The 17,777-nt window shown below is 70.6% G+C and carries 23 protein-coding genes; 15 read left to right on the forward strand and 8 right to left on the reverse strand.

What is annotated here, in order from left to right; translation table 11 throughout:
* The first annotated feature begins 34 nt into the window (after nt 1-34).
* A complete protein-coding gene (locus A3CE_RS0116050) occupies nt 35-1,444 on the forward strand; it encodes a bis-aminopropyl spermidine synthase family protein (protein ID WP_020641115.1) in 1,410 nt (469 codons plus the stop codon).
* 81 nt (nt 1,445-1,525) lie between these two features.
* On the opposite strand, the gene A3CE_RS0116055 is transcribed toward A3CE_RS0116050, so the two are convergent.
* On the reverse strand, nt 1,526-2,707 hold the full coding sequence (locus A3CE_RS0116055; protein WP_020641116.1) for an NAD(P)-dependent malic enzyme: 1,182 nt from the start codon (nt 2,705-2,707) through the stop codon (nt 1,526-1,528).
* A 384-nt stretch (nt 2,708-3,091) separates the two neighbouring features.
* On the opposite strand from A3CE_RS0116055, the gene rfbC reads away from it, so the two are divergent.
* The 5 genes from rfbC (at nt 3,092) to A3CE_RS0116075 (ending at nt 5,406) form a co-directional block, all read left to right on the forward strand.
* Nucleotides 3,092-3,697 (forward strand): dTDP-4-dehydrorhamnose 3,5-epimerase, encoded by a 606-nt coding sequence (gene rfbC, locus A3CE_RS0116060; protein WP_020641117.1) that lies wholly within the window; start codon nt 3,092-3,094, stop codon nt 3,695-3,697.
* 63 nt (nt 3,698-3,760) lie between these two features.
* Nucleotides 3,761-3,919 carry an SRPBCC family protein gene (locus tag A3CE_RS58635; protein ID WP_020641118.1) on the forward strand — a complete coding sequence of 53 codons (159 nt, stop codon included), beginning with the start codon at nt 3,761-3,763 and terminating at the stop codon, nt 3,917-3,919.
* A complete protein-coding gene (locus tag A3CE_RS53510; protein WP_020641119.1) occupies nt 3,916-4,236 on the forward strand; it encodes an SRPBCC family protein in 321 nt (106 codons plus the stop codon). Before A3CE_RS58635 ends, A3CE_RS53510 begins: the two co-directional genes overlap by 4 nt.
* Nucleotides 4,233-4,667 carry a MarR family winged helix-turn-helix transcriptional regulator gene (locus tag A3CE_RS0116070; RefSeq protein ID WP_020641120.1) on the forward strand — a complete coding sequence of 145 codons (435 nt, stop codon included), beginning with the start codon at nt 4,233-4,235 and terminating at the stop codon, nt 4,665-4,667. Before A3CE_RS53510 ends, A3CE_RS0116070 begins: the two co-directional genes overlap by 4 nt.
* A 70-nt stretch (nt 4,668-4,737) precedes the next feature.
* The gene (locus tag A3CE_RS0116075; RefSeq protein WP_026468539.1) at nt 4,738-5,406 is read left to right on the forward strand and encodes a hypothetical protein; all 669 of its coding nucleotides are present in this window, start codon (nt 4,738-4,740) and stop codon (nt 5,404-5,406) included.
* Here A3CE_RS0116075 and A3CE_RS0116080 read toward each other — a convergent pair.
* On the reverse strand, nt 5,403-5,876 hold the full coding sequence (locus A3CE_RS0116080) for a hotdog fold domain-containing protein (RefSeq protein WP_020641122.1): 474 nt from the start codon (nt 5,874-5,876) through the stop codon (nt 5,403-5,405). The two genes, A3CE_RS0116075 and A3CE_RS0116080, sit on opposite strands and share 4 nt — an antisense overlap.
* Nucleotides 5,877-5,959: 83 nt before the next feature.
* On the opposite strand from A3CE_RS0116080, the gene A3CE_RS0116085 reads away from it, so the two are divergent.
* Together A3CE_RS0116085 and A3CE_RS0116090 are read left to right on the forward strand one after the other, a co-directional pair.
* Entirely contained in the window at nt 5,960-6,550 is a 591-nt protein-coding gene (locus tag A3CE_RS0116085) for an acid phosphatase (RefSeq protein ID WP_020641123.1), read from the forward strand.
* Nucleotide 6,551: 1 nt separating this feature from the next.
* Nucleotides 6,552-7,034: a GNAT family N-acetyltransferase gene (locus A3CE_RS0116090; RefSeq protein WP_020641124.1), complete on the forward strand. Its 483-nt coding sequence runs from the start codon at nt 6,552-6,554 to the stop codon at nt 7,032-7,034.
* A 100-nt stretch (nt 7,035-7,134) separates the two neighbouring features.
* Here the strand turns inward: A3CE_RS0116090 and A3CE_RS0116095 are convergent, their stop codons facing one another.
* Complete coding sequence (locus tag A3CE_RS0116095) at nt 7,135-7,605, reverse strand: hypothetical protein (protein ID WP_020641125.1); 471 nt, start codon at nt 7,603-7,605, stop codon at nt 7,135-7,137.
* 358 nt (nt 7,606-7,963) lie between these two features.
* Between A3CE_RS0116095 and A3CE_RS0116100 the strand changes: the two genes are divergently transcribed.
* Nucleotides 7,964-8,950 (forward strand): diacylglycerol/lipid kinase family protein, encoded by a 987-nt coding sequence (locus tag A3CE_RS0116100; RefSeq protein ID WP_020641126.1) that lies wholly within the window; start codon nt 7,964-7,966, stop codon nt 8,948-8,950.
* Between the two features lie 274 nt (nt 8,951-9,224).
* Nucleotides 9,225-9,479: a WhiB family transcriptional regulator gene (locus tag A3CE_RS0116105; RefSeq protein WP_003059797.1), complete on the forward strand. Its 255-nt coding sequence runs from the start codon at nt 9,225-9,227 to the stop codon at nt 9,477-9,479.
* Between the two features lie 488 nt (nt 9,480-9,967).
* Here the strand turns inward: A3CE_RS0116105 and A3CE_RS0116110 are convergent, their stop codons facing one another.
* A complete protein-coding gene (locus A3CE_RS0116110; RefSeq protein ID WP_020641128.1) occupies nt 9,968-11,488 on the reverse strand; it encodes a sensor histidine kinase in 1,521 nt (506 codons plus the stop codon).
* Nucleotides 11,489-11,562: 74 nt separating this feature from the next.
* On the opposite strand from A3CE_RS0116110, the gene A3CE_RS59890 reads away from it, so the two are divergent.
* The gene (locus tag A3CE_RS59890) at nt 11,563-11,637 is read left to right on the forward strand and encodes a 50S ribosomal protein bL37 (RefSeq protein WP_371827656.1); all 75 of its coding nucleotides are present in this window, start codon (nt 11,563-11,565) and stop codon (nt 11,635-11,637) included.
* 62 nt (nt 11,638-11,699) lie between these two features.
* On the opposite strand, the gene rsrA is transcribed toward A3CE_RS59890, so the two are convergent.
* Complete coding sequence (gene rsrA, locus A3CE_RS0116115) at nt 11,700-12,020, reverse strand: mycothiol system anti-sigma-R factor (protein WP_020641129.1); 321 nt, start codon at nt 12,018-12,020, stop codon at nt 11,700-11,702.
* Nucleotides 12,017-12,640 carry a sigma-70 family RNA polymerase sigma factor gene (locus A3CE_RS0116120; protein WP_020641130.1) on the reverse strand — a complete coding sequence of 208 codons (624 nt, stop codon included), beginning with the start codon at nt 12,638-12,640 and terminating at the stop codon, nt 12,017-12,019. Before A3CE_RS0116120 ends, rsrA begins: the two co-directional genes overlap by 4 nt.
* 192 nt (nt 12,641-12,832) lie before the next feature.
* Here A3CE_RS0116120 and ybaK point away from each other — a divergent pair, with 192 nt between their 5' ends.
* On the forward strand, nt 12,833-13,309 hold the full coding sequence (gene ybaK, locus A3CE_RS0116125) for a Cys-tRNA(Pro) deacylase (RefSeq protein ID WP_020641131.1): 477 nt from the start codon (nt 12,833-12,835) through the stop codon (nt 13,307-13,309).
* A 7-nt stretch (nt 13,310-13,316) separates the two neighbouring features.
* Here the strand turns inward: ybaK and A3CE_RS0116130 are convergent, their stop codons facing one another.
* Together A3CE_RS0116130 and A3CE_RS0116135 are read right to left on the reverse strand one after the other, a co-directional pair.
* Entirely contained in the window at nt 13,317-13,925 is a 609-nt protein-coding gene (locus tag A3CE_RS0116130) for an alpha/beta hydrolase family protein (protein WP_020641132.1), read from the reverse strand.
* A complete protein-coding gene (locus A3CE_RS0116135; RefSeq protein WP_020641133.1) occupies nt 13,922-14,680 on the reverse strand; it encodes an SOS response-associated peptidase in 759 nt (252 codons plus the stop codon). Before A3CE_RS0116135 ends, A3CE_RS0116130 begins: the two co-directional genes overlap by 4 nt.
* A 116-nt stretch (nt 14,681-14,796) precedes the next feature.
* On the opposite strand from A3CE_RS0116135, the gene rsgA reads away from it, so the two are divergent.
* The 3 genes from rsgA (at nt 14,797) to A3CE_RS0116150 (ending at nt 17,639) form a co-directional block, all read left to right on the forward strand.
* Entirely contained in the window at nt 14,797-15,819 is a 1,023-nt protein-coding gene (rsgA, locus tag A3CE_RS0116140; RefSeq protein ID WP_020641134.1) for a ribosome small subunit-dependent GTPase A, read from the forward strand.
* 101 nt (nt 15,820-15,920) lie between these two features.
* On the forward strand, nt 15,921-16,817 hold the full coding sequence (locus tag A3CE_RS0116145) for an SCO4651 family lipoprotein (RefSeq protein WP_020641135.1): 897 nt from the start codon (nt 15,921-15,923) through the stop codon (nt 16,815-16,817).
* Nucleotides 16,818-16,886: 69 nt separating this feature from the next.
* Nucleotides 16,887-17,639 (forward strand): SCO4651 family lipoprotein, encoded by a 753-nt coding sequence (locus A3CE_RS0116150; protein ID WP_020641136.1) that lies wholly within the window; start codon nt 16,887-16,889, stop codon nt 17,637-17,639.
* Nucleotides 17,640-17,777: the final 138 nt, after the last annotated feature.

A 17,777-nucleotide genomic window follows, 5' to 3' on the forward strand; every position in this document is an offset into this window, starting at 1 on the left:
CTGTTCCGGGGGCTGGTAGCTAGGCTCGTGTCCCGTGAAGGCCCTCGACGACGTCCTCGCCGCGCACGGCGTCGGCGTCCGCCCGCTGTACCGCGTAATCGACCTGCTCCGCACCGGCGACCACGACCTCGGTGAGCTGGTCCGGCTGTCGACGGCGCCCCGGCGCAGCGTGGAGGCCGTCCTCGCCGCCCTCGGCGACGACCTGGACCGCAGCGGCGACCGGCTGCGCATCGCCCCCGGCGTCGCGGCGTCGTACCTGCAGTACCGCGCGCCGCGCTACGCCGACCCGCTCGACGAAGCCGTGGCCACGCACGAGCTGCTGCCGAAGGTCGCCGAGTGGGTGGCGGAGGTGCCGTCGCCGCTGGCCGCGCTCGACCACGTGCAGGCCACGCCGGAGACCGTGCTGCGCCGCGCCCTGTGGCTGGACGCGCAGTACGACCTCGCCTCGACGCGGCTGCTGTTCCTCGGCGACCACGACCTGACGTCGCTGGCGCTGCGCGCGGTCTGCCCGTCGGCGTCGCTCACGGTCGTCGACCTGGACGAGCGCGTCCTCGCCTACCTCGACGATCGCGGTGGCCGCGAAATCCGGACGGTGCACGCTGACCTGCGCGTCGGCCTGCCGCCCTCGCTCTCGGGTGGCTTCGACCTCGTGTTCAGCGATCCGCCGTACACGCCCGAAGGCATGGGACTGTTCGCGGCTCGCGGGGTGCAGGCGCTGCGCGAGCCGAGCGAGGGACGGCTGCTGCTGGCCTACGGCTACAGCCCGCGGCACCCGGCGCTGGGCGCGCAGGTGCAGCGGTCACTGGCCACACTCGGGCTGACGTTCGAGGCGATCCTGCCGGGCTTCAACCGGTACCTCGGGGCGCAGGCGATCGGCAGTGCGGCGGACCTGTACGTCTGCCAGCCGACGGCGAAGGCCAAGAAGATGCGCAGCGGCAAGGCGATCTACACGCACGGGCCGCAGTCGGTGGAGGCCGCCGGGACGAAACCGGCCCTGCTGGAGAAGCTGAAGGAGATCGCCACGGCGGACGGGCTTTCGCTGGAGTCGCGGCCGGTGGACTGGTCGATCTCCGGCCCCGAGGGCGACGCGGTCGCGATGGACCTCTCGGCCGACCCGGGCCCGTGGCTGCTGCGGACGCTGCTGGGCACGAACGCCCGGCGGCTGGCGCTGCTGGTGCCGAACGCGCACCCGGACCTGGCGGACGAGCGTTCCCAGACGGCGCTGGCCGCGCTGATCCGCGGCAAGTACACCCTCCGGTACCTGCGGAGCGCCCCGGACAACCGGCACGCGGTGGTGGTCGCGGACGCGGTCGAGCACCAGGACGAGATCCTGACCCGCGCCCACGCCCGCCTGGCGAACGTCTCCCTGACCGTCCCCGGGGACCTGGTCGAGCTGCGCCTGGTCGACGTCCCCCGCCACCGCCTCGCCGAACTCCTGAGCTGAACCGCCACTTTCACGTGAAAGCTACGCTTTACAGCACAAAGCGGCACTTTCACGTGAAAGTGCCGCTTTGTGCTGAGGGGGTCAGGCCGTGACGCCGTCCGCTTCAGCGGCCTTCGCCACCGCGGCCGCGACCTCCGGGGCCACGCGCGGGTCGAGTGGGCTCGGGACGATCCGGTCCGGGCCCAGGTCGTCCAGCGCCACCGAAACGATCGCCTCGGCGGCCGCCAGCTTCATGTTCTCCGTGATCGCCCGCGCGCCGGAGTCGAGCGCGCCGCGGAACACGCCGGGGAACGCCAGCACGTTGTTGATCTGGTTCGGGAAGTCGCTGCGCCCGGTGGCCACGATCGAGGCGTACCGCGCGGCCACGTCCGGGTGAACTTCGGGGTCCGGGTTGGACAGGGCGAAGACGATGCCGCCGCCGGCCATCCGGCCCAGCAGGGACTCGTCGATCGTGGCGCCGGACAGGCCGAGGAACACGTCCGCGCCTTCCAGGGCCTCCGCCAGCCCGCCGCGCAGGCCGGCCTTGTTCGTCGTCGCGGCCAGCCGCGCCTTGACCGGGTTCAGGCCGTCGCGGCCCTCGTGGATGATGCCGCGCGAGTCGAGCACGGTGACGTCGCCGATGCCGGCCTCCTGGAGGATCTTCGCGCAGGCCACGCCCGCCGCGCCGGCCCCGGAGACGACGACGCGCTGGTCGGCGATCGCCCGGTCGAGCACCAGGTTGGCGCCGCGCAGCGCGGCCAGCGTGACGATCGCCGTGCCGTGCTGGTCGTCGTGCATGACCGGGCAGTCCAGCGCCTCCTTGAGCTTGTCCTCCAGCTCGAAGCACCGCGGCGCGGAGACGTCTTCCAGGTTGACCGCGCCGAACGACGGCCGCAGCCGCACCAGCGTCTCGACGATCTCGTCGACGTCGGTGGTGTCGAGCACCAGCGGGATCGAGTCGAGCCCGCCGAAGGTCTTGAAGAGGACGGACTTGCCCTCCATGACCGGCAGCGACGCGCTGGCGCCGATGTCGCCGAGGCCGAGCACCGCCGTCCCGTCGCTCACCACGACGACCAGCCGGTCCGCCCACGTGTAGCGCTTGGCCTTGGCCGCGTCCTCGGCGATCGCGCGGCTCACCTTCGCCACACCCGGGGTGTAGGCGATCGAAAGGTCACGCGGGCTGGAAATCGGCCGGGTGGCCGCCACCGAGAGCTTGCCGCCCTCGTGCCCGGTGAAGATCTCTTCGTCGGTGACCGGCGCGACAGTGCCGGTGGGGTCGCTCATGGGGTTTCCTGTCGTCGTTTCCGTCATTCCTCCAGTGGGAATGACGGAACTCGCGGATCGAACGTGGGTCACTGGAATTCTCCTGGGCATGCGAGCGGGGGACCACGACAGCGGGAGAAGGCGCACCCTGCTGACGTGGGAACTTCCTCCGGCACGGCAGCCCAGCGCGGTAGCGCCGGCCTGTCGGCGAGGCGTCACGTCGGCCATCGGGGCCATGGGTCTGGCCGTGGGTCTGGCGATGACCGCGGACGCGGCGGTTCGTTCATTGTGACAGGTCCGCCCGCGCCCGTGACCCCTCGGTGCGGTTGATGTCACATCCGCGGCGAATTGCGGCAATTCCCAAGACGTCTGTCCGGTTTTCTTGGCACCCGATATGATGCCGTCATGCAATTCCGCCGGCTGAGCGTCCCGGACGCCTACGAGTTCTCTCCCCGGGCGTTCCCCGACGAGCGGGGCCTGTTCGTCGCCCCCTTCCAGGAGACGGCCTTTCGCGAGGCGGTCGGCCACCCGATGCGGCTCGGCCAGACCAACCACAGCGTCTCCCGGCGCGGCGCCCTCCGCGGCATCCACTTCGCCGACACACCGCCCGGCCAGGGGAAGTACATCTACTGCCCGCGCGGCTCGATGCTCGACATCGTCGTGGATCTCCGCGTCGGTTCGCCGACGTTCGGCAAGTGGGACGCGCTCCGGCTCGATTCGACCGAGTACCGCGCCATCTACATCGCCGAAGGCCTCGGGCACGGCTTCATCGCCCTCGAAGACGACACCGTGATGAGCTACCTCTGCTCCGAGCCGTACACACCATCGGGCGAACACGGGATCAGCCCGCTCGACCCGGCGTTGGACCTGCCGTGGCCGGCCGGTATCGAGCCGGTCCTCTCGGGCAAGGACCGCACCGCGCCGACGCTCGCCGAAGCGCGCGACAGCGGCCTGCTCCCGCTCTACAGCGACTGCGTCGCCTACTACGACAAGCTGCGCTCGGCGAACTGACCACCACCGCCCCGGTAACAGAGGCCCTTGCGCAGATAGTATGCGCGCATATAGTCTGCTCGCATGGCACTTTACGAGTACGAACACAGCGAGCTGTCCACCGCCCCCGCCGCCGCGATCTGGCCGCTCTGGGCCGACACCGGCCGCTGGCCGGAGTGGGACGCGGGCGTCCGGTCGGTGGTCATCGACGGCCCTTCGCCGTCGGGACCAGCGGCACGATGACGATGGACGGCATGCCGCCGATCCCGTTCACCCTCACCGAGGTCACCGAGGGCCGGAGCTTCACCGACGAGACGCGCCTGCCCGACGCGTACCTGCGGTTCGAGCACGTCCTGACCGACGTCGACGGCGGCACGCGGATCACCTACCGCGTCACCATCGACGGCCCGGAGGGCTTCGGCCCGCAGGTCACTTCGGACACTCCCGACGCCATGCGCGCGCTGGCCAGGCTTGCCGAGGCAGCTCTTACGGGGGCCCGGGTGGCGGAGCCCCCGGCCCGGGGCGAGGCCCCGGATGTCACAGCAAGCTCGCGAGTATGACCGCTCCGGAGTCCCGCCTGCCCGGCCCCGAGCGCAGCCCCGGCTTCCTGCTGTGGCGCGTGACGCTGGCCTGGCAGCGGGCGATGCGGGCCGCGCTGGCCCCGCACGACCTCACGCACGTCCAGTTCGTGCTGCTGACGACGACGTGGTGGCTCACCCGCTCGGGCGAGCCACCGACCCAGCGGCAGCTCGCCGACCAGGCCGGCACCGACACGATGATGACCAGCCAGGTGGTCCGCAAGCTCGCCGGCCGCGGCCTGCTGGCTCGCGCCGACGACCCGGCCGACGCCCGCGCGAAGCGGCTGGAGGTCACCCCCGCCGGCTTGGAGCTGGTCGCGAAGGCACTGAAGGACGTCGAAGCCGCCGATGCCGAGTTCTTCTCGGCCACCGACAGCGGCTTCGCCGACTCACTGGCCCGGCTCGCCCCCTGACGAAATCTCGGGTCTCCCCTGGGTGCGATCCCGGATGTCCCGGCGTCGCGGCGCGAGCAGGCTCACCGCCATGAAACTTCTCGCACTGGGGGCGGCCGCGGTCGCTATGGCCGCGCTGACGCTGACGCCCGCGACCGCGTCCGCCGACGAACTCCCGGCGTTCGACTTCAGCGACTGCCCGGCACCGCCGTCGAACGCGGACCCGGGCACGTGGCGCTGCGAATCCTTTGTATCCCAAGGAAAACTGACGATCGGCGACGAGGAGATCCCGCTCGGCGAGATGCGGCTGGCGTTCAGCGAAGGCCGCGTCAACGGCCAGTACGCGCAGGTGTTCGGCGCACTGCGGCACACGCCGGTGCGCGTGCCCGGCTTGGCCGGAACGACGATCCAGCTGCGCTACGGCGGCTATTCGGACTTCCAGGGCAACGACGTGCGGCGTGGCGAGCTCGACGTCTACGCGGTACTGAGGCATCCGTTGCTGCGCAAGGAATGCAGCATCGGCACGGCGGCGGCACCGCTGCACACCGTCGTCCACGACGACCCGGCGCTGCCGCCGACAGTGCTCTCCAAGAACCCGCCGACCTTCCACTTCGGCGTCGTCGACCCGGACCTGGCGCTGCCGGCCACGCAGGGCTGCGGCCCGCTCGGCAAGCTCGTCGACCGGAAGCTGGGCCTGCCGTCGCCGTCCGGTCAGAACACGTTCCACCAGACGACGTACGTGCAGTACAAGCCGCTCTAACGCTTCTTCGGCGTCACCCAGATGGTGATCGTCCCGGTGACCACGGGCTTGCCATGCGTGTCCGAAATGGTCACCGGGACTTCGAGGCCGAAGCCCTCGTCGCCGAACTCCGGCAGCTCGGGCAGCGCGGCGACCGCACGCAGGCCCGTCTCGGCCTTCGCGACGTACTGGACGTTCATGCCCTTCGGCAGCCAGCGGTGCGTGGTGGGGACGGTGGCCTCGGCCAGCATGCCCATCGCGATTTCGGCGAGGTTGCAGGCGGCGATCGCGTGGAACGTCCGGATGTGGTTGTAAACACCCCACCACTTCGGCGCGGTCACCTCGCAGCGGCCCGGACGCAGCTCGCGCACCGAGGGCAGCACCGTGCGGAAGTACGGCACGCGCAGGCACATCGCGGCGCTGAACAGCTGTTTTCCGCCCGGCTTCGCGGCCAGCTTGTGCCACAGAGCGAACGTCGGCGTCGGGGACATGGGCGCCTCCTCGAACTAAGCTACCGTTCAGTAGCTAAGCAGACGCCCAGCCGCGAGGCAAACCGCCGGATATATTCGCCCGTGTGGCGAACCGTCTCTTCCTCCTCCGGCACGGCCAGACCGAATGGTCGGTGAACGGACGGCACACCGGCCGCACCGACATCCCGCTGACCCCGGCCGGGGAAGGCCAGGCGCTGGCCGCGGGCGGCACGCTCAGGAGCCTGGTCGGCGGGCCGTCGCTGGTGGTGTCGAGCCCCCGCGCACGGGCACTGCGCACGGCCGCGCTGGCCGGCCTGCGCGTCGACGAAGTCACCGAGGACCTCGCCGAATGGGACTACGGCGACTACGAGGGCATCACCACGCCGCAGATCCGGGAAACCGTGCCCGGCTGGACGGTCTGGACCCACCCGATCCCCGGCGGCGAAAGCGCTTCGGACGTCTCCGCGCGTGCGGACCGGGTGCTGGACCGCGCCCGCCGCGACATCGACGCCGGAGACGTGATCCTGGTGGGGCACGGGCACTTCAGCCGCGTGCTGGTGGCGCGCTGGCTCGGCCTGCCCGCCACCTCGGGTGTCCACTTCGGACTGGACGCGGCCGGCATCGCGGTGCTCGGCGACGAGCGCGGCGAACCCCAGATCGAACACCTCAACCTGCCGCCGGCTCTGGAGGACTGACGTGCCCGACGACCGCATCCGCCGCATCCGCCCCGACGACGTCGAGGCCGCCGTCGGGCTGGCGTACGCCCTCGCCGACTACGAGCGGGCGCCCGGCGAGTGCCACCTGACGGCGCCGCAGCTGCGCGACGCCCTGTTCGGCGAGAACCCCAAGCTGTTCGGGCACGTGGCCGAAGTGGACGGCGAGATCGTCGGCTTCGCGGTCTGGTTCCTCAACTTTTCGACCTGGCGCGGGGTGCACGGGATCTACCTGGAGGACCTGTTCGTCCTCCCCGCCCAACGCGGTTCCGGGCTGGGCAAGGCCCTGCTCGCGGCCCTCGCGGCCGAGTGCGTCGCGAACGGCTACGCGCGCCTCGAGTGGTCGGTGCTGGACTGGAACCCGGCCACGGAGTTCTACAAGGCCCTCGGCGCGGTCGCGATGGACGAGTGGACCGTCAACCGCCTCACCGACGAACCCCTGCGAGCCCTCGCCGCCCAGGCGTAACCCACGTGATCAGAACCGTAACTCGCGTGATTGAAGCCGGATCTCGCGAGTTACGGCCCCGATCACGCGAGTTACGGGCCTGATCACGCGAGTTACGGGTTCAGTCCTCGTCGTGGCCTTCGCGCTCGGCGCGGCGGCCGGCGAGGCCGCCGCGTTCGGCGGCCTCCGTCTCGGATTCGCCTTCGCGCAGGTCCAGTGCCCAGGCCCGCGACGGGCGGCGGAACAGCAGCACCAGCGCGGCGATGCCGAACAGCGCGACCGGCACGCCCCACGCCGGCAGGCCCGACGGGCCGAGCAGGTACCAGCCGAGCCCGATCACGATCAGCGCGATCACCACTCCGGGCGAGCGCGCCCAGGTCTGGCCGAGGACCAGCCCGGCCGACGCGGCCAGGAACGCCAGCGCCACCACGATGAACGTGCCCGACTCGGCGAAGACGTTGTTGCCCGGCTGAGCCGGCGAACGCAGGCCGTTCACCAGCACGATCACCCCGAACACCAGCAGGGCGAGCGACGGCACCGCGGTGACGACGCCGGCCAGCCGGACCTCACGGGGAGCGGGCGAGAGCTTCACTGCGGCGGCCTTCCGGAGAGCGGGCGGAGGTGCTTTGCGGGTGCACAATGACTCCCGACAATGACTCCCGACAGTGGCTCCCGACGTGGACCCGACCTCGGCGCGTCACCGTGCGTGAGCCAAATCGATCGTATGCCACCCGGTCGGCCGTTTTCCCGAGACGCCCGGGCAACGAAAATTTCAGGTGTCGTCGATGAGCGGGCGGTCGGCCCGGGTGCACTTGTCACGACGAGCGGACACTCGTGCGCGAAGGAGGCCGCCCGGCACAGGGTCTCGAAGATGCTGTCCCAGGGTTGCGCCCGTCACCATGCGGCGCCGGGAGGTTCTCGGGCCGCCGGAAGTCACTTACTCTGCGGTAATGCGTGCAATCCTCGTCGTGAACCCCCAGGCCACGTCGACCACCGCCGGTGGCCGGGACGTGCTGGCGCACGCGCTCGCCAGCCAGGTCAAGCTCGACGTGGTCGAGACGGACTACCGCGGCCACGCGATGGCCGTCGCGCGCTCGGCCGCGCGGGACGGGATCGACCTGGTGGTGGCCCACGGCGGCGACGGCACGGTCAACGAGGTCGTCAACGGCCTGCTGGCCGACGCTGTAACATCCGGGTCTTCGCCCCGGGCCGGGGGCTCCGCCACCCGGACCCCGGTAAGCGGCAGTGGCGACCCCGCCGAGATCGGGCGGGTGCCCGCGCTGGGCGTCGTGCCCGGCGGCTCGGCCAACGTCTTCGCGCGCGCCCTCGGCATCTCCGCGGACTCCTTCGAGGCCACCCACCAGCTGCTCAACGCGCTGGAGAACGACCGCTCACGCCGGGTGGGGCTCGGCCTGGCCGACGGGCACTGGTTCACCTTCAACTCCGGCCTCGGCTGGGACGCCGACGTCGTCGGCCGGGTGGCCAAGCGCCGCGGCAAGCAGACCACCGCCGGCCTCTACATGCGGGCCGCTGTCCGCTCCTACTTCCGGCCGCCGCTGGGCAGGCCGGCCCTGACTATCCGCATCCCGGGCGAGGACCCGATCGAGGCGTTGACCGCTTTCGTGTCGAACACCGATCCGTGGAGCTACCTGGGCGAGCGTGCGATCCACCTCAACCCGGGTTGCTCGTTCGAGTCGGGATTGGGTTTGTTCGCGCTGAGCGGTCTGGGGTTGCCGACCGTGTTCAAGCATGTACGCCAAGCTTTGGCTACGAAGAGCAACCAGCGCGGGCGACGTCTCGTGCGTCACGATGACCTGCCGGTGATCCGCATTGACGCAGCTGAACCGGTAAACTTCCAGGTGGACGGCGACCTCGTCGGCCAGCGGACCAGGGTGGAATTCTTCAGCGTCCCGGATGCACTCACGGTAATCGTGTGACGACCAGACTGCTGATCGCCTGCGGCAAAGTAGCAGGTGCCGTTCGTCGACGGAGAAGCTCCGCTCAGCGCATCAGCCTTCCCTTCGGACGGTCGTCTCGGAGAGAAACCGCAGGTCAGAGGGGTCGCTCGGCCGGGTGACCTGACTCACCGATCTCCCGGAAACACTTGTCGAAAGCGGTGCTTCGTGAAAGCATTCACAAGCACCCAAGAACACGACCGCCATTGACGACTGTGGCGCGGCCCTCCCGCGCCATATGAAGGAGCTCACGAACATGGACTGGCGCCACGACGCGGCCTGCCGAGACGAGGACCCCGAGCTGTTCTTCCCGGTGGGAACCAGCGGTCCGGCTCTGTCGCAGGTTACGCAGGCGAAGGCCGTGTGCCACCGCTGCACCGTCGCTTCTGACTGCTTGGCCTGGGCTCTGGCCAGCGGACAGGACGCGGGTGTGTGGGGCGGAATGAGCGAGGACGAGCGACGCGCCCTCAAGCGCCGCCGTACGCACATCGGCACGCGTACCAACGCCTGAGATTCTCGAGATCCACCCGAGCCGAGTAGAACTTCACCCGGCGGGCATTTGTCGTGCCCACGCCGTCTGGGGTGATACCTACTCGGCTTGAGCTTAACAAGCGAGGCGAAACCACCTGGCGACGGGTGCGGTGAAACCTCACCGGGACTTCAACTCCTCCCGCGAAGCGCTGAACGGCCCGGCACCACGCACCTGGTGCCGGGCCTTTCATCGTGTCGTCCCTCCCATCACGTGTGATGCCCCTTCAATCACACGTGATGCCTCCCCAATCACACGAGTCACGCACCCAATCACGCGAGATCCGCACCCAATCACGCGAGTCACGCGCTCAATCACGCGGCAACCCGCCTCGCCGCGGCTGCGCTCGTGCGCAAAAGGGCATCACGCGTGATTGAGCGGTCATCAAGCGTGATTGAAGGGGCATCACTCGTGATTGAGAGGTCGACACGACGAGACCTCGTGTCGGCCGACCAGGTAGGGCCGGCTGGTCAGAGGCGGCGGGAAAGCGGGATGCGCAGCGCCGCTTCGGTCCCCGTCACGCGGGTCGACGACGCCTCCGTCCGCACCTTCCGCAGCGACAGCGAGCCCCGCAGCTCGGACTCCACCAGCGTCCGCACGATCTGCAGGCCCAGCCCGTCCGAACGCTCCAGCGAGAACCCCGACGGCAGGCCGCGCCCGTTGTCGCGGACAACGACGTCCAGCCAGCGGGCCGAGCGCTCCACGATCAGCTCGACCTTGCCCGACCGGCCCGCCGGGAACGCGTGCTCGATCGCGTTCTGCACCAGCTCGGCCAGCACCATCACCAGCGGCGTCGCGATCTCCGCGACCACCACCCCGAACGAACCCTTCCGCGACATCCCGACCTGCGACTCCGCCGTGGCGACCTCGCCGACCATCGGCAGCACGTTGTCGAGCAGCTTGTCGAGGTCGACGCGCTCGTCCACCGAGATCGACAGCGCCTCGTGCACCAGCGCGATCGACGTCACCCGGCGCACCGACTCGGCGAGCGCGAGCCGCGCCTCCTCCGACGTCGTCCGGCGGGACTGCAGCCGCAGCAGCGCCGCCACCGTCTGCAGGTTGTTCTTCACCCGGTGGTGGATCTCACGGATCGTCGCGTCCTTCGACAGCAACGCGCGGTCGCGGCGCTTCACCTCGGTGACGTCGCGGACCAGCACCAGCGCGCCCGCCGCCTGCCCCGCCGGCCGCAGCGGCAGCGCGCGGAACAGCACCACGGCCCCTCGCCGCGAGTCGGCCTCCGTGCGGCTCGACGGCTTCCCGTCGAGGGCCTCGATGATCCGGTGGGACACCTCGGTCGCGTCGAACGGGTCGCGGATCAGCGACCGCGTCAGCGGCGCCAGCCGCGTCCCGACCAGGTCGGACTCGTGCCCCATCCGGTGGTAGGCGGACAGGCCGTTCGGGCTGGCGAACACCACCGTGCCGCTCGAGTCGAGGCGGATCAGCCCGTCTCCGACCCGCGGGGAGGTGTGGGTGTCGGTCGCGTTGGTGCCGTTCGGCGGGAACGTGCCGTCGACGATCATCTGGCACAGGTCGCCGGCACTGCCCAGGTACGCGATCTCCAACGGCGAAGGCACCCGCGGCGCCGCCAGGTTCGTCTCGCGGCTCATCACGGCGATGACGTCGTCGTGGAACCGCACCGGGATCGCCTCCCGCCGCATCGGCAGGTCGCGGGACCAGTGCGGGTCCTCCTCGCGGCAGATCCGCACCTCGCGCATGGCCTTCGCCAGCTGCGGGTGCTCCTCCACGGTGAACCGCGTCCCGACGACGTCCTCGGGGTGCGCGGTGGGCGCCGTCGTCGGCCGCGCGTGCGCGACGCAGACGAAGTCGCCGCCGTCCGCTTGCAGTTCCTCGGTCACCGGGACCCACAGGAGGAAGTCCGCGAAGGACAGGTCGGCCAGCAGCTGCCACTCGGCGACGACGGTCTGGAGGTGGTCCGCCGCCTCCCCGGGGAGGCCGGTGTTGTCGGCGAGCAGTTCGGCGAGCGTGGACACGCACCCCATCCAACCAGAGCGGGACGTCATGACACACTTGAGAGGTTGACCAGCTTTGACGACGAGGAGTGAACATGTCGAAGCGCGCCCGCAAGCGTCGCAGCCGGAAGAAGAACAGCGCGAACCACGGCGGTAAGCCCAACTCCTGAACCCGGCGTCGGCACGCAAAAGGCCCCCGCACTCCTGCGCGGGGGCCTTTGTCGTGCTCGGGCTACTCGGAGCGCTGCTCGAGGGTGATCTCGGTGCGTTCCACGGTGACGCCGCCGCGGGAAGCGACGGTCTGGCGGATCGACGCGCGCAGCCGGCTCTTCAGCTCCGCCGGCGCGTGGTCACCGCCACACTTGCGGGCCAGCAGCTGCTTGATGTGCTCGTCGATGCCGTACTCCTCGAGGCACGGCGGGCAGTCATCGATGTGGGCGCGCAAGGCGGCGTCACGCTCCGCGCTGCACTCTCGGTCGAGCAGCAGGTAGATGTCGGCCAGCGCCTCTTCGCAGCGGACCTTGTCGGACGCGCCCTCGCACATGTCGTTCATCGCCCGGCCACCTCCTCCTTGGCGCCGCGGATGAAGCCGCGCTCCCGCGCGACGTCGGCGAGCAGGTCGCGCAGCTGGGCGCGGCCGCGGTGCAGGCGGGACATCACGGTGCCGATGGGCGTGTCCATGATCTCGGCGATCTCCTTGTACGCGAAGCCCTCGACGTCGGCCAGGTAGACGGCCAGCCGGAACTCCTCGGGAAGCCTCTGCAGGGCGGCCTTGACGTCGGTGTCGGGCAGATTGTCCATCGCCTCGACCTCGGCCGACCGCAGCCCGCTGGAGGTGTGGTTCTCCGCCTTGGCGATCTGCCAGTCGGTGATCTCCTCGGTGGGCGCCTGCACCGGCTGCCGCTGCCGCTTGCGGTAGCCGTTGATGTAGGTGTTGGTCAGGATGCGGTACATCCACGCCTTGAGGTTCGTCCCCGCCTTGAACGACGCGAAGGCGGCGTACGCCTTCAGATACGTCTCCTGGACCAGGTCCTCGGCATCGGCGGGGTTGCGGGTCATCCGCATCGCGGCCGAGTACAGCTGGTCGAGCAGCGGCATCGCGTCCCGCTCGAAACGCTCGGCGCGCTCGGCCTCGGTCGCTTCTTCCGGCGCTGAGTTCTCCGTGCTCGGCAAACCGTTCCCTTCCCGCTCGGCGTCGATGCGCGTGCGCGCATACGGCGGACCCGAGTTTACGCGGGGACCGGGCACGCCGCGGTTCGCCGGTGCCTGGGAACTGCGGCGGCTGCGTGAGCGTGTGGTGGCGAGCGTTGTGGTCACGTCCCGTACAACCGTTCGGGGTGATCGCGCATTCCCTAGACTTCCGCCATGGCTGGCAAGGGCACCCCGGCGACCGCGGCTCTGACGAAGCAGAAGGTGGCGCACACGCTGCACGCCTACGACCACGACCCGCGGGCCGAATCGTACGGGCTGGAGGCCGTGGAGGCGCTGGGCCTGGACCGCGCGCGGGTGTTCAAAACGCTGGTGGCGGAGGTGGACGGCCGCCTGGCGGTCGGCGTGGTCCCGGTCACGGGCCAACTGGACCTGAAGGCCCTGGCGGCCGCGGCGGGCGGCAAGAAGGCCAAGATGGCGGACCCGGCGGCGGCCCAGCGGGCGACGGGGTACGTGCTGGGCGGGATTTCGCCGTTGGGCCACCGGAGCCGGCTGCCGGTGGTGATCGACGCGTCCGCGGAGAAGTTCGAGACGGTGTTCTGCTCGGCCGGGCGCAGGGGTCTGGAAGTGGAACTGGCGCCGGCGGACCTGATCCGGCTGACCGGCGCGGTGGTGGCGCCGATCGCGGCCTGAGCAGCACTCAGGCCAGCGGGCGCAACACCCGCGACAACCACTCGGTCGCCGCCCGGGAAACGCTCTCCAAATCCGCTGACAGCGTGTGGTCGCCGTCGACCAGCACGATCTCGTGGTGCGGTCCCGCCGCGGGCCGTCCGAACGGGTCCCGCTCGCCCTGCACCACCAGCACCGGGACCTCGACCGCGTCCAGCTCCGGCTGGCGCGTCTTCTCCGGCTTGCCCGGTGGGTGTTCCGGGAACGCCAGGCACAGCACCGCCACCGCCTGACCGGCCGAAGCCGTCCGGCAGGCCACCCGCGCGCCCGAAGAACGGCCGCCGAACACGAAGGGCAACGAGTCGAAACGGGCCGACAGGTCCTCCGCCACCGTCAGCCACGCCGCGTCCAGCTGGTTCGCCGGGGCCGGGGCGCGGCGCCCCGCCACCCGGTACGGCTGTTCGACCAGCGCCACGTGCACGCCGGCCGCCTGTGCCGCCCGCGTCACCGCCACCAGGTCCTTCGCCCCGAGGCCGCCGCCCGCGCCGTGGCCGAGCATCAGCACCGCGACGCCCTCCTCCGCACAGTGCAGGTAGACCCGCGCGGGGCCGTACTCCGTGTCGATCGGGACGGCGGTCATGACTTCGGCACGTCGAACAGCGCGCTCTCTTGCGCCGGGTCGACCCGGTTCAGCAGTTCCGGCCCGTTGTTGCGGACGTTGTTCACCAGGCTCGAAATCGGCCGCAGCTCCAGCGAAGCCACGATGTCGTCCGGCGTGGGCACCAGCAGGTCGGTGACGTCGTCGCGGTCCGGGTCCAGCCAGCCGTCCCAGTGCGAGCGGGGCACGATCAGCGGCATCCGGTGATGGACGTCGGTGAGCTGGCCGGCGGCGTCGGTCGTGATGATCGAAAACGTGATCAGCGGTGCCGCGTCGTCGTCGTCCTTCGGGCGCCAGGTCTCCCAGATCCCGCCGAACGCGATCGACGAATCGTCGGGAGCCGTCATGTAGAACGGCTCCTTCTCCTTGCCCGTGCGGCGCCATTCGAACCAGCCGTCCGCGGGCACCAAGCAGCGGCGGGACGTCAGCGCGCGACGGAAAGCCGGCTTCTCCGCGGCCGTCTCCGCCCGCGTGTTGATCATCCGCGAGCCGACCGACGGGTCCTTGGCCCAGAACGGCACCAGGCCCCACTTCATCATCCGCAGCGAGCGCTCGGCGGGCTCGTCCTCGAGGACCTGGCCTTCTTCGTCACGAGGGTGCCGCTGCACGACCGTCACGACGTTCTTCGTCGGCGCGACGTTGTGGTCGGCTCGCGCGTGACCTTCGGTGAGGTCGATCGCGTCGAACTCCTCGATCAGCTTCGCCGGGTCCTTGGTGGCGGCATAGCGGCCGCACATCGCCAACCTCCTCGCGCGTGAGAAACGTCCGGGACGCCATCGTTACACGCAGGCCAGGGCCGTGGCGAGCGGCATGGGATCATTCGGGTGGGCACCGGTGCACGGGAGGAGGACCTTTGGCGCGCAACGACTGGAGCAAGCTGGACGAGTCCGACGTCCGGGTACGCCCCGGCAAGGGCACCAGGCCTCGCAGCAAGCGCCGTCCCGAGCACGCCGACGCCGTCACCGCCATGGTCATCGGCAAGGACCGCGGCCGCTGGACCTGCGCAATCGACGCCGATCCGACCCAGGTGATCACCGCGATGCGGGCCCGCGAAATGGGCCGGACGCCGGTCGTCGTCGGCGACCGGGTCGGCATCGTCGGCGACGTCTCCGGCAAGCCGGACACCCTCGCGCGGATCATCCGGGTCGACGAGCGCACCAGCTCCCTCCTGCGCACGGCCGACGACACCGACCCGTACGAGCGGCTGGTCGTCGCCAACGCCGAGCGCCTGCTGATCGTCACCGCGCTGGCCGACCCGCCGCCGCGCACCGGCTTCATCGACCGCTGCCTGGTCGCCTGCTACGCGGGCGGGGTCGAGCCGGTCCTGTGCCTGACGAAGGCCGACCTGGCCAGCCCCGACGAGCTCCTCGCGGGCTACGCCGGCCTCGACATCCCGGCGATCGTGACCCGCTACGACGAAGAACCCGAGGGCCTCGCGGAGATGCTGAAAGACCGCGTGACGGCGCTGGTCGGGCACTCCGGCGTCGGCAAGTCCACGCTGGTCAACCGCCTGGTCCCGGACGCCGAGCTGGCCGTCGGTGTGGTGAGCGCGGTCGGCAAGGGGCGGCACACGTCCGTGGCCGCGGTGGCGCTGCCGCTCCCGGACGGCGGCTGGGTCATCGATACCCCCGGCGTGCGGTCCTTCGGGCTGGCCCACGTGACCGCGGACCACATCGTCGACGCCTTCGAGGAGTTCGCCGCGGCCGCCGAGGAGTGCCCGTCGGGCTGCGGGCACCTGGGCCCGCCGGAAGACCCGGACTGCGCGCTCGACGACGTCGTCACCGATGGCACGGCGCTCCCCGAGCGGCTGGCGTCGCTGCGGCGGCTGCTGGCTTCTCGCGGTGGCCATGATGTGACCCGCGTCACAGACGCCTGAGGCAACCGGGAACCGAACGCCGATCGTTCCCGTCACATCGGTAACCAATCACCCGATCAGGCGATATGCCGAGCGGAAGATCCGACTCCGAGGGGAACTCAATGCGCAAGACCACCCTGGTCGCGGCGGGCGCCGCGCTGGTGCTCACGCTGACCGCGTGCAGCGGCAACTCCGCCACCGGCACCGCACAGCCGGCGGCCGCGGGCGGGCAGTCCCAGGACGGCGGCAGCCGCGGCCTGGCTTCGCCGTTCACCGACGCGATCCAGCTGGCGTCTGCGTCGAAGAAGGGCACCGAGCAGTCCAAGTCGGCGAAGTTCACCATGGAGGGCACCGCCGCCGGCCAGACGATCAGCATGAACGGCGCGGTCAGCACCGGCAGCGACGGCACCAAGCTGTCGATGACCAGCACCGCGGCCGGCCAGACGACCGAGATGCGGCTGGTCGACAAGGTCATGTACATCAAGCTGCCCGCCGACCAGCGGAAGCAGCTGGGCACGGACAAGGCGTGGGCGAAGATCTCGCCGGACGGCACCGACCCGCTCTCACAGGCGCTGGGCGGCGCGCTGTCGCAGTCGGCCGACCAGAGCGACCCGAGCAAGATGCTCGAGCAGATCTCGAAGGCGGGCCGGATCGTCTCGTCCGACCAGACGCAGCTGAACGGCGAGCAGGTCAACCACTACAAGGTGGAGATCGACGTCGCCAAGGCCGTCGACCAGTTCGCCGGCCAGGTCCCGGCCGCGGCCCGCGACAAGTTCACCAAGATGATCAAGGGCAAGGACGTCAAGATCCCGACCGACCTGTGGGTGAACAAGGACAACCTGCCGGTGCAGGTGACCATGGACCAGGGCCCGATGATGAAGGCGCTGGGCGCGCCGGGCTCCGGCGAGGCGAAGTTCACCGCGAAGTACACCGACTGGGGCACCCAGGTCGACGTGGCGGCCCCGCCGGCCGACCAGGTCGTCGACCTCGGCGAGCTGATGAAGAAGGCCGGTCGCTGACCGAGCGACGGACAGTAGCGGCGCCTCCCCCGAACGAGTTCGGGGGAGGCGCTGTGTTTTTGTTGCCCCATGCGCAAAGCCGCCGTCGTGCTGCTGCTGGCCCTGCTGGCAGGCGGGTGTTCGGATCCACCACCACCCCCCGCGTTCGGCGACGCGCGAGCACTGGCCGACGCCGCCACGGCGGCCACGACGAGCGGCGGCTCGGCGAAGTTCGGCACGGACGTCGCCGTCGGCTCGGTCCGGTCGAAGGGCCAGGGTCAGGCGCGGTTCGGCGCCGGCGGGACGGCCCAGGTGATGACGACCGACTTCATCGGCGAGCCGATGGAGGTGCGGCTGGTGGGCGGGAAGCTGTACGCGAAGGTGCCGGAAGGTTCCCGCGACGAGGTCGGCGCGGGCAAGCCGTGGGTGGTGGTGGCAGCGGACGGAAGCGACCCGTTTTCCCAGGTGCTCGGCGGCAGCCTGGCCCAGCTGACGGCGCAGAACGACCCGGCGCACACACTGGGCGAAATCCGGACGGCGGGCACGATCGTCTCGGCGGAGCGCACCGACCTCGGCGGAGTGGCCGCGGAGCACTACCGCGTGGAACTCGACCTGGCGCGCTTGGGCACCGACCTGCCCGCGGGCCTGTCGGCGGACGAGGCAGGCAGGCTGGGCGGCAAGTTCCCGGTCCAGCTCTGGCTCGACGACGCGCACCGCCCACTGCAGATCGTGCTCGACCTGTCCCCGATCCTGCAGGGCGCCGAAGCCCGGATCACGACCCACTACACGGACTGGGGCGCACCGGTCGACGTCCAGCCACCGCCGCCGGGCGAGGTGGGCTAGTCACGCAGCCTGGTGCCGCTCAGCGCAGACCCCAGGGCAGCCCCCACCCTTCCCGGGGGGCGTCCCCAGGTCCAGTCTACCGGCCACCCCCGACGGAAACCCCGGCTCAGCCGCAGTTGTCCACAAGCGCTGGCGCCT

This window comes from Amycolatopsis balhimycina FH 1894 (genome assembly GCF_000384295.1).
Taxonomy (GTDB): domain Bacteria; phylum Actinomycetota; class Actinomycetes; order Mycobacteriales; family Pseudonocardiaceae; genus Amycolatopsis; species Amycolatopsis balhimycina.

Excerpts from the sequence above, each read along its gene's own strand:
- A3CE_RS0116150 (WP_020641136.1), top strand. The coding sequence starts at position 16,887 with ATGCGCAAAGCCGCCGTCGTGCTGCTGCTGGCCCTGCTGGCAGGCGGG.
- ybaK (WP_020641131.1), top strand. The coding sequence starts at position 12,833 with ATGGCTGGCAAGGGCACCCCGGCGACCGCGGCTCTGACGAAGCAGAAG.
- A3CE_RS0116100 (WP_020641126.1), top strand. The coding sequence starts at position 7,964 with ATGCGTGCAATCCTCGTCGTGAACCCCCAGGCCACGTCGACCACCGCC.
- A3CE_RS0116075 (WP_026468539.1), top strand. The coding sequence starts at position 4,738 with ATGAAACTTCTCGCACTGGGGGCGGCCGCGGTCGCTATGGCCGCGCTG.
- A3CE_RS0116135 (WP_020641133.1), bottom strand. The coding sequence starts at position 14,680 with ATGTGCGGCCGCTATGCCGCCACCAAGGACCCGGCGAAGCTGATCGAG.
- A3CE_RS0116145 (WP_020641135.1), top strand. The coding sequence starts at position 15,921 with ATGCGCAAGACCACCCTGGTCGCGGCGGGCGCCGCGCTGGTGCTCACG.
- rfbC (WP_020641117.1), top strand. The coding sequence starts at position 3,092 with ATGCAATTCCGCCGGCTGAGCGTCCCGGACGCCTACGAGTTCTCTCCC.
- A3CE_RS0116080 (WP_020641122.1), bottom strand. The coding sequence starts at position 5,876 with ATGTCCCCGACGCCGACGTTCGCTCTGTGGCACAAGCTGGCCGCGAAG.
- A3CE_RS0116055 (WP_020641116.1), bottom strand. The coding sequence starts at position 2,707 with ATGAGCGACCCCACCGGCACTGTCGCGCCGGTCACCGACGAAGAGATC.
- A3CE_RS0116070 (WP_020641120.1), top strand. The coding sequence starts at position 4,233 with ATGACCGCTCCGGAGTCCCGCCTGCCCGGCCCCGAGCGCAGCCCCGGC.
- rsrA (WP_020641129.1), bottom strand. The coding sequence starts at position 12,020 with ATGAACGACATGTGCGAGGGCGCGTCCGACAAGGTCCGCTGCGAAGAG.
- A3CE_RS0116130 (WP_020641132.1), bottom strand. The coding sequence starts at position 13,925 with ATGACCGCCGTCCCGATCGACACGGAGTACGGCCCCGCGCGGGTCTAC.
- A3CE_RS53510 (WP_020641119.1), top strand. The coding sequence starts at position 3,916 with ATGACGATGGACGGCATGCCGCCGATCCCGTTCACCCTCACCGAGGTC.
- A3CE_RS0116105 (WP_003059797.1), top strand. The coding sequence starts at position 9,225 with ATGGACTGGCGCCACGACGCGGCCTGCCGAGACGAGGACCCCGAGCTG.
- A3CE_RS58635 (WP_020641118.1), top strand. The coding sequence starts at position 3,761 with ATGGCACTTTACGAGTACGAACACAGCGAGCTGTCCACCGCCCCCGCC.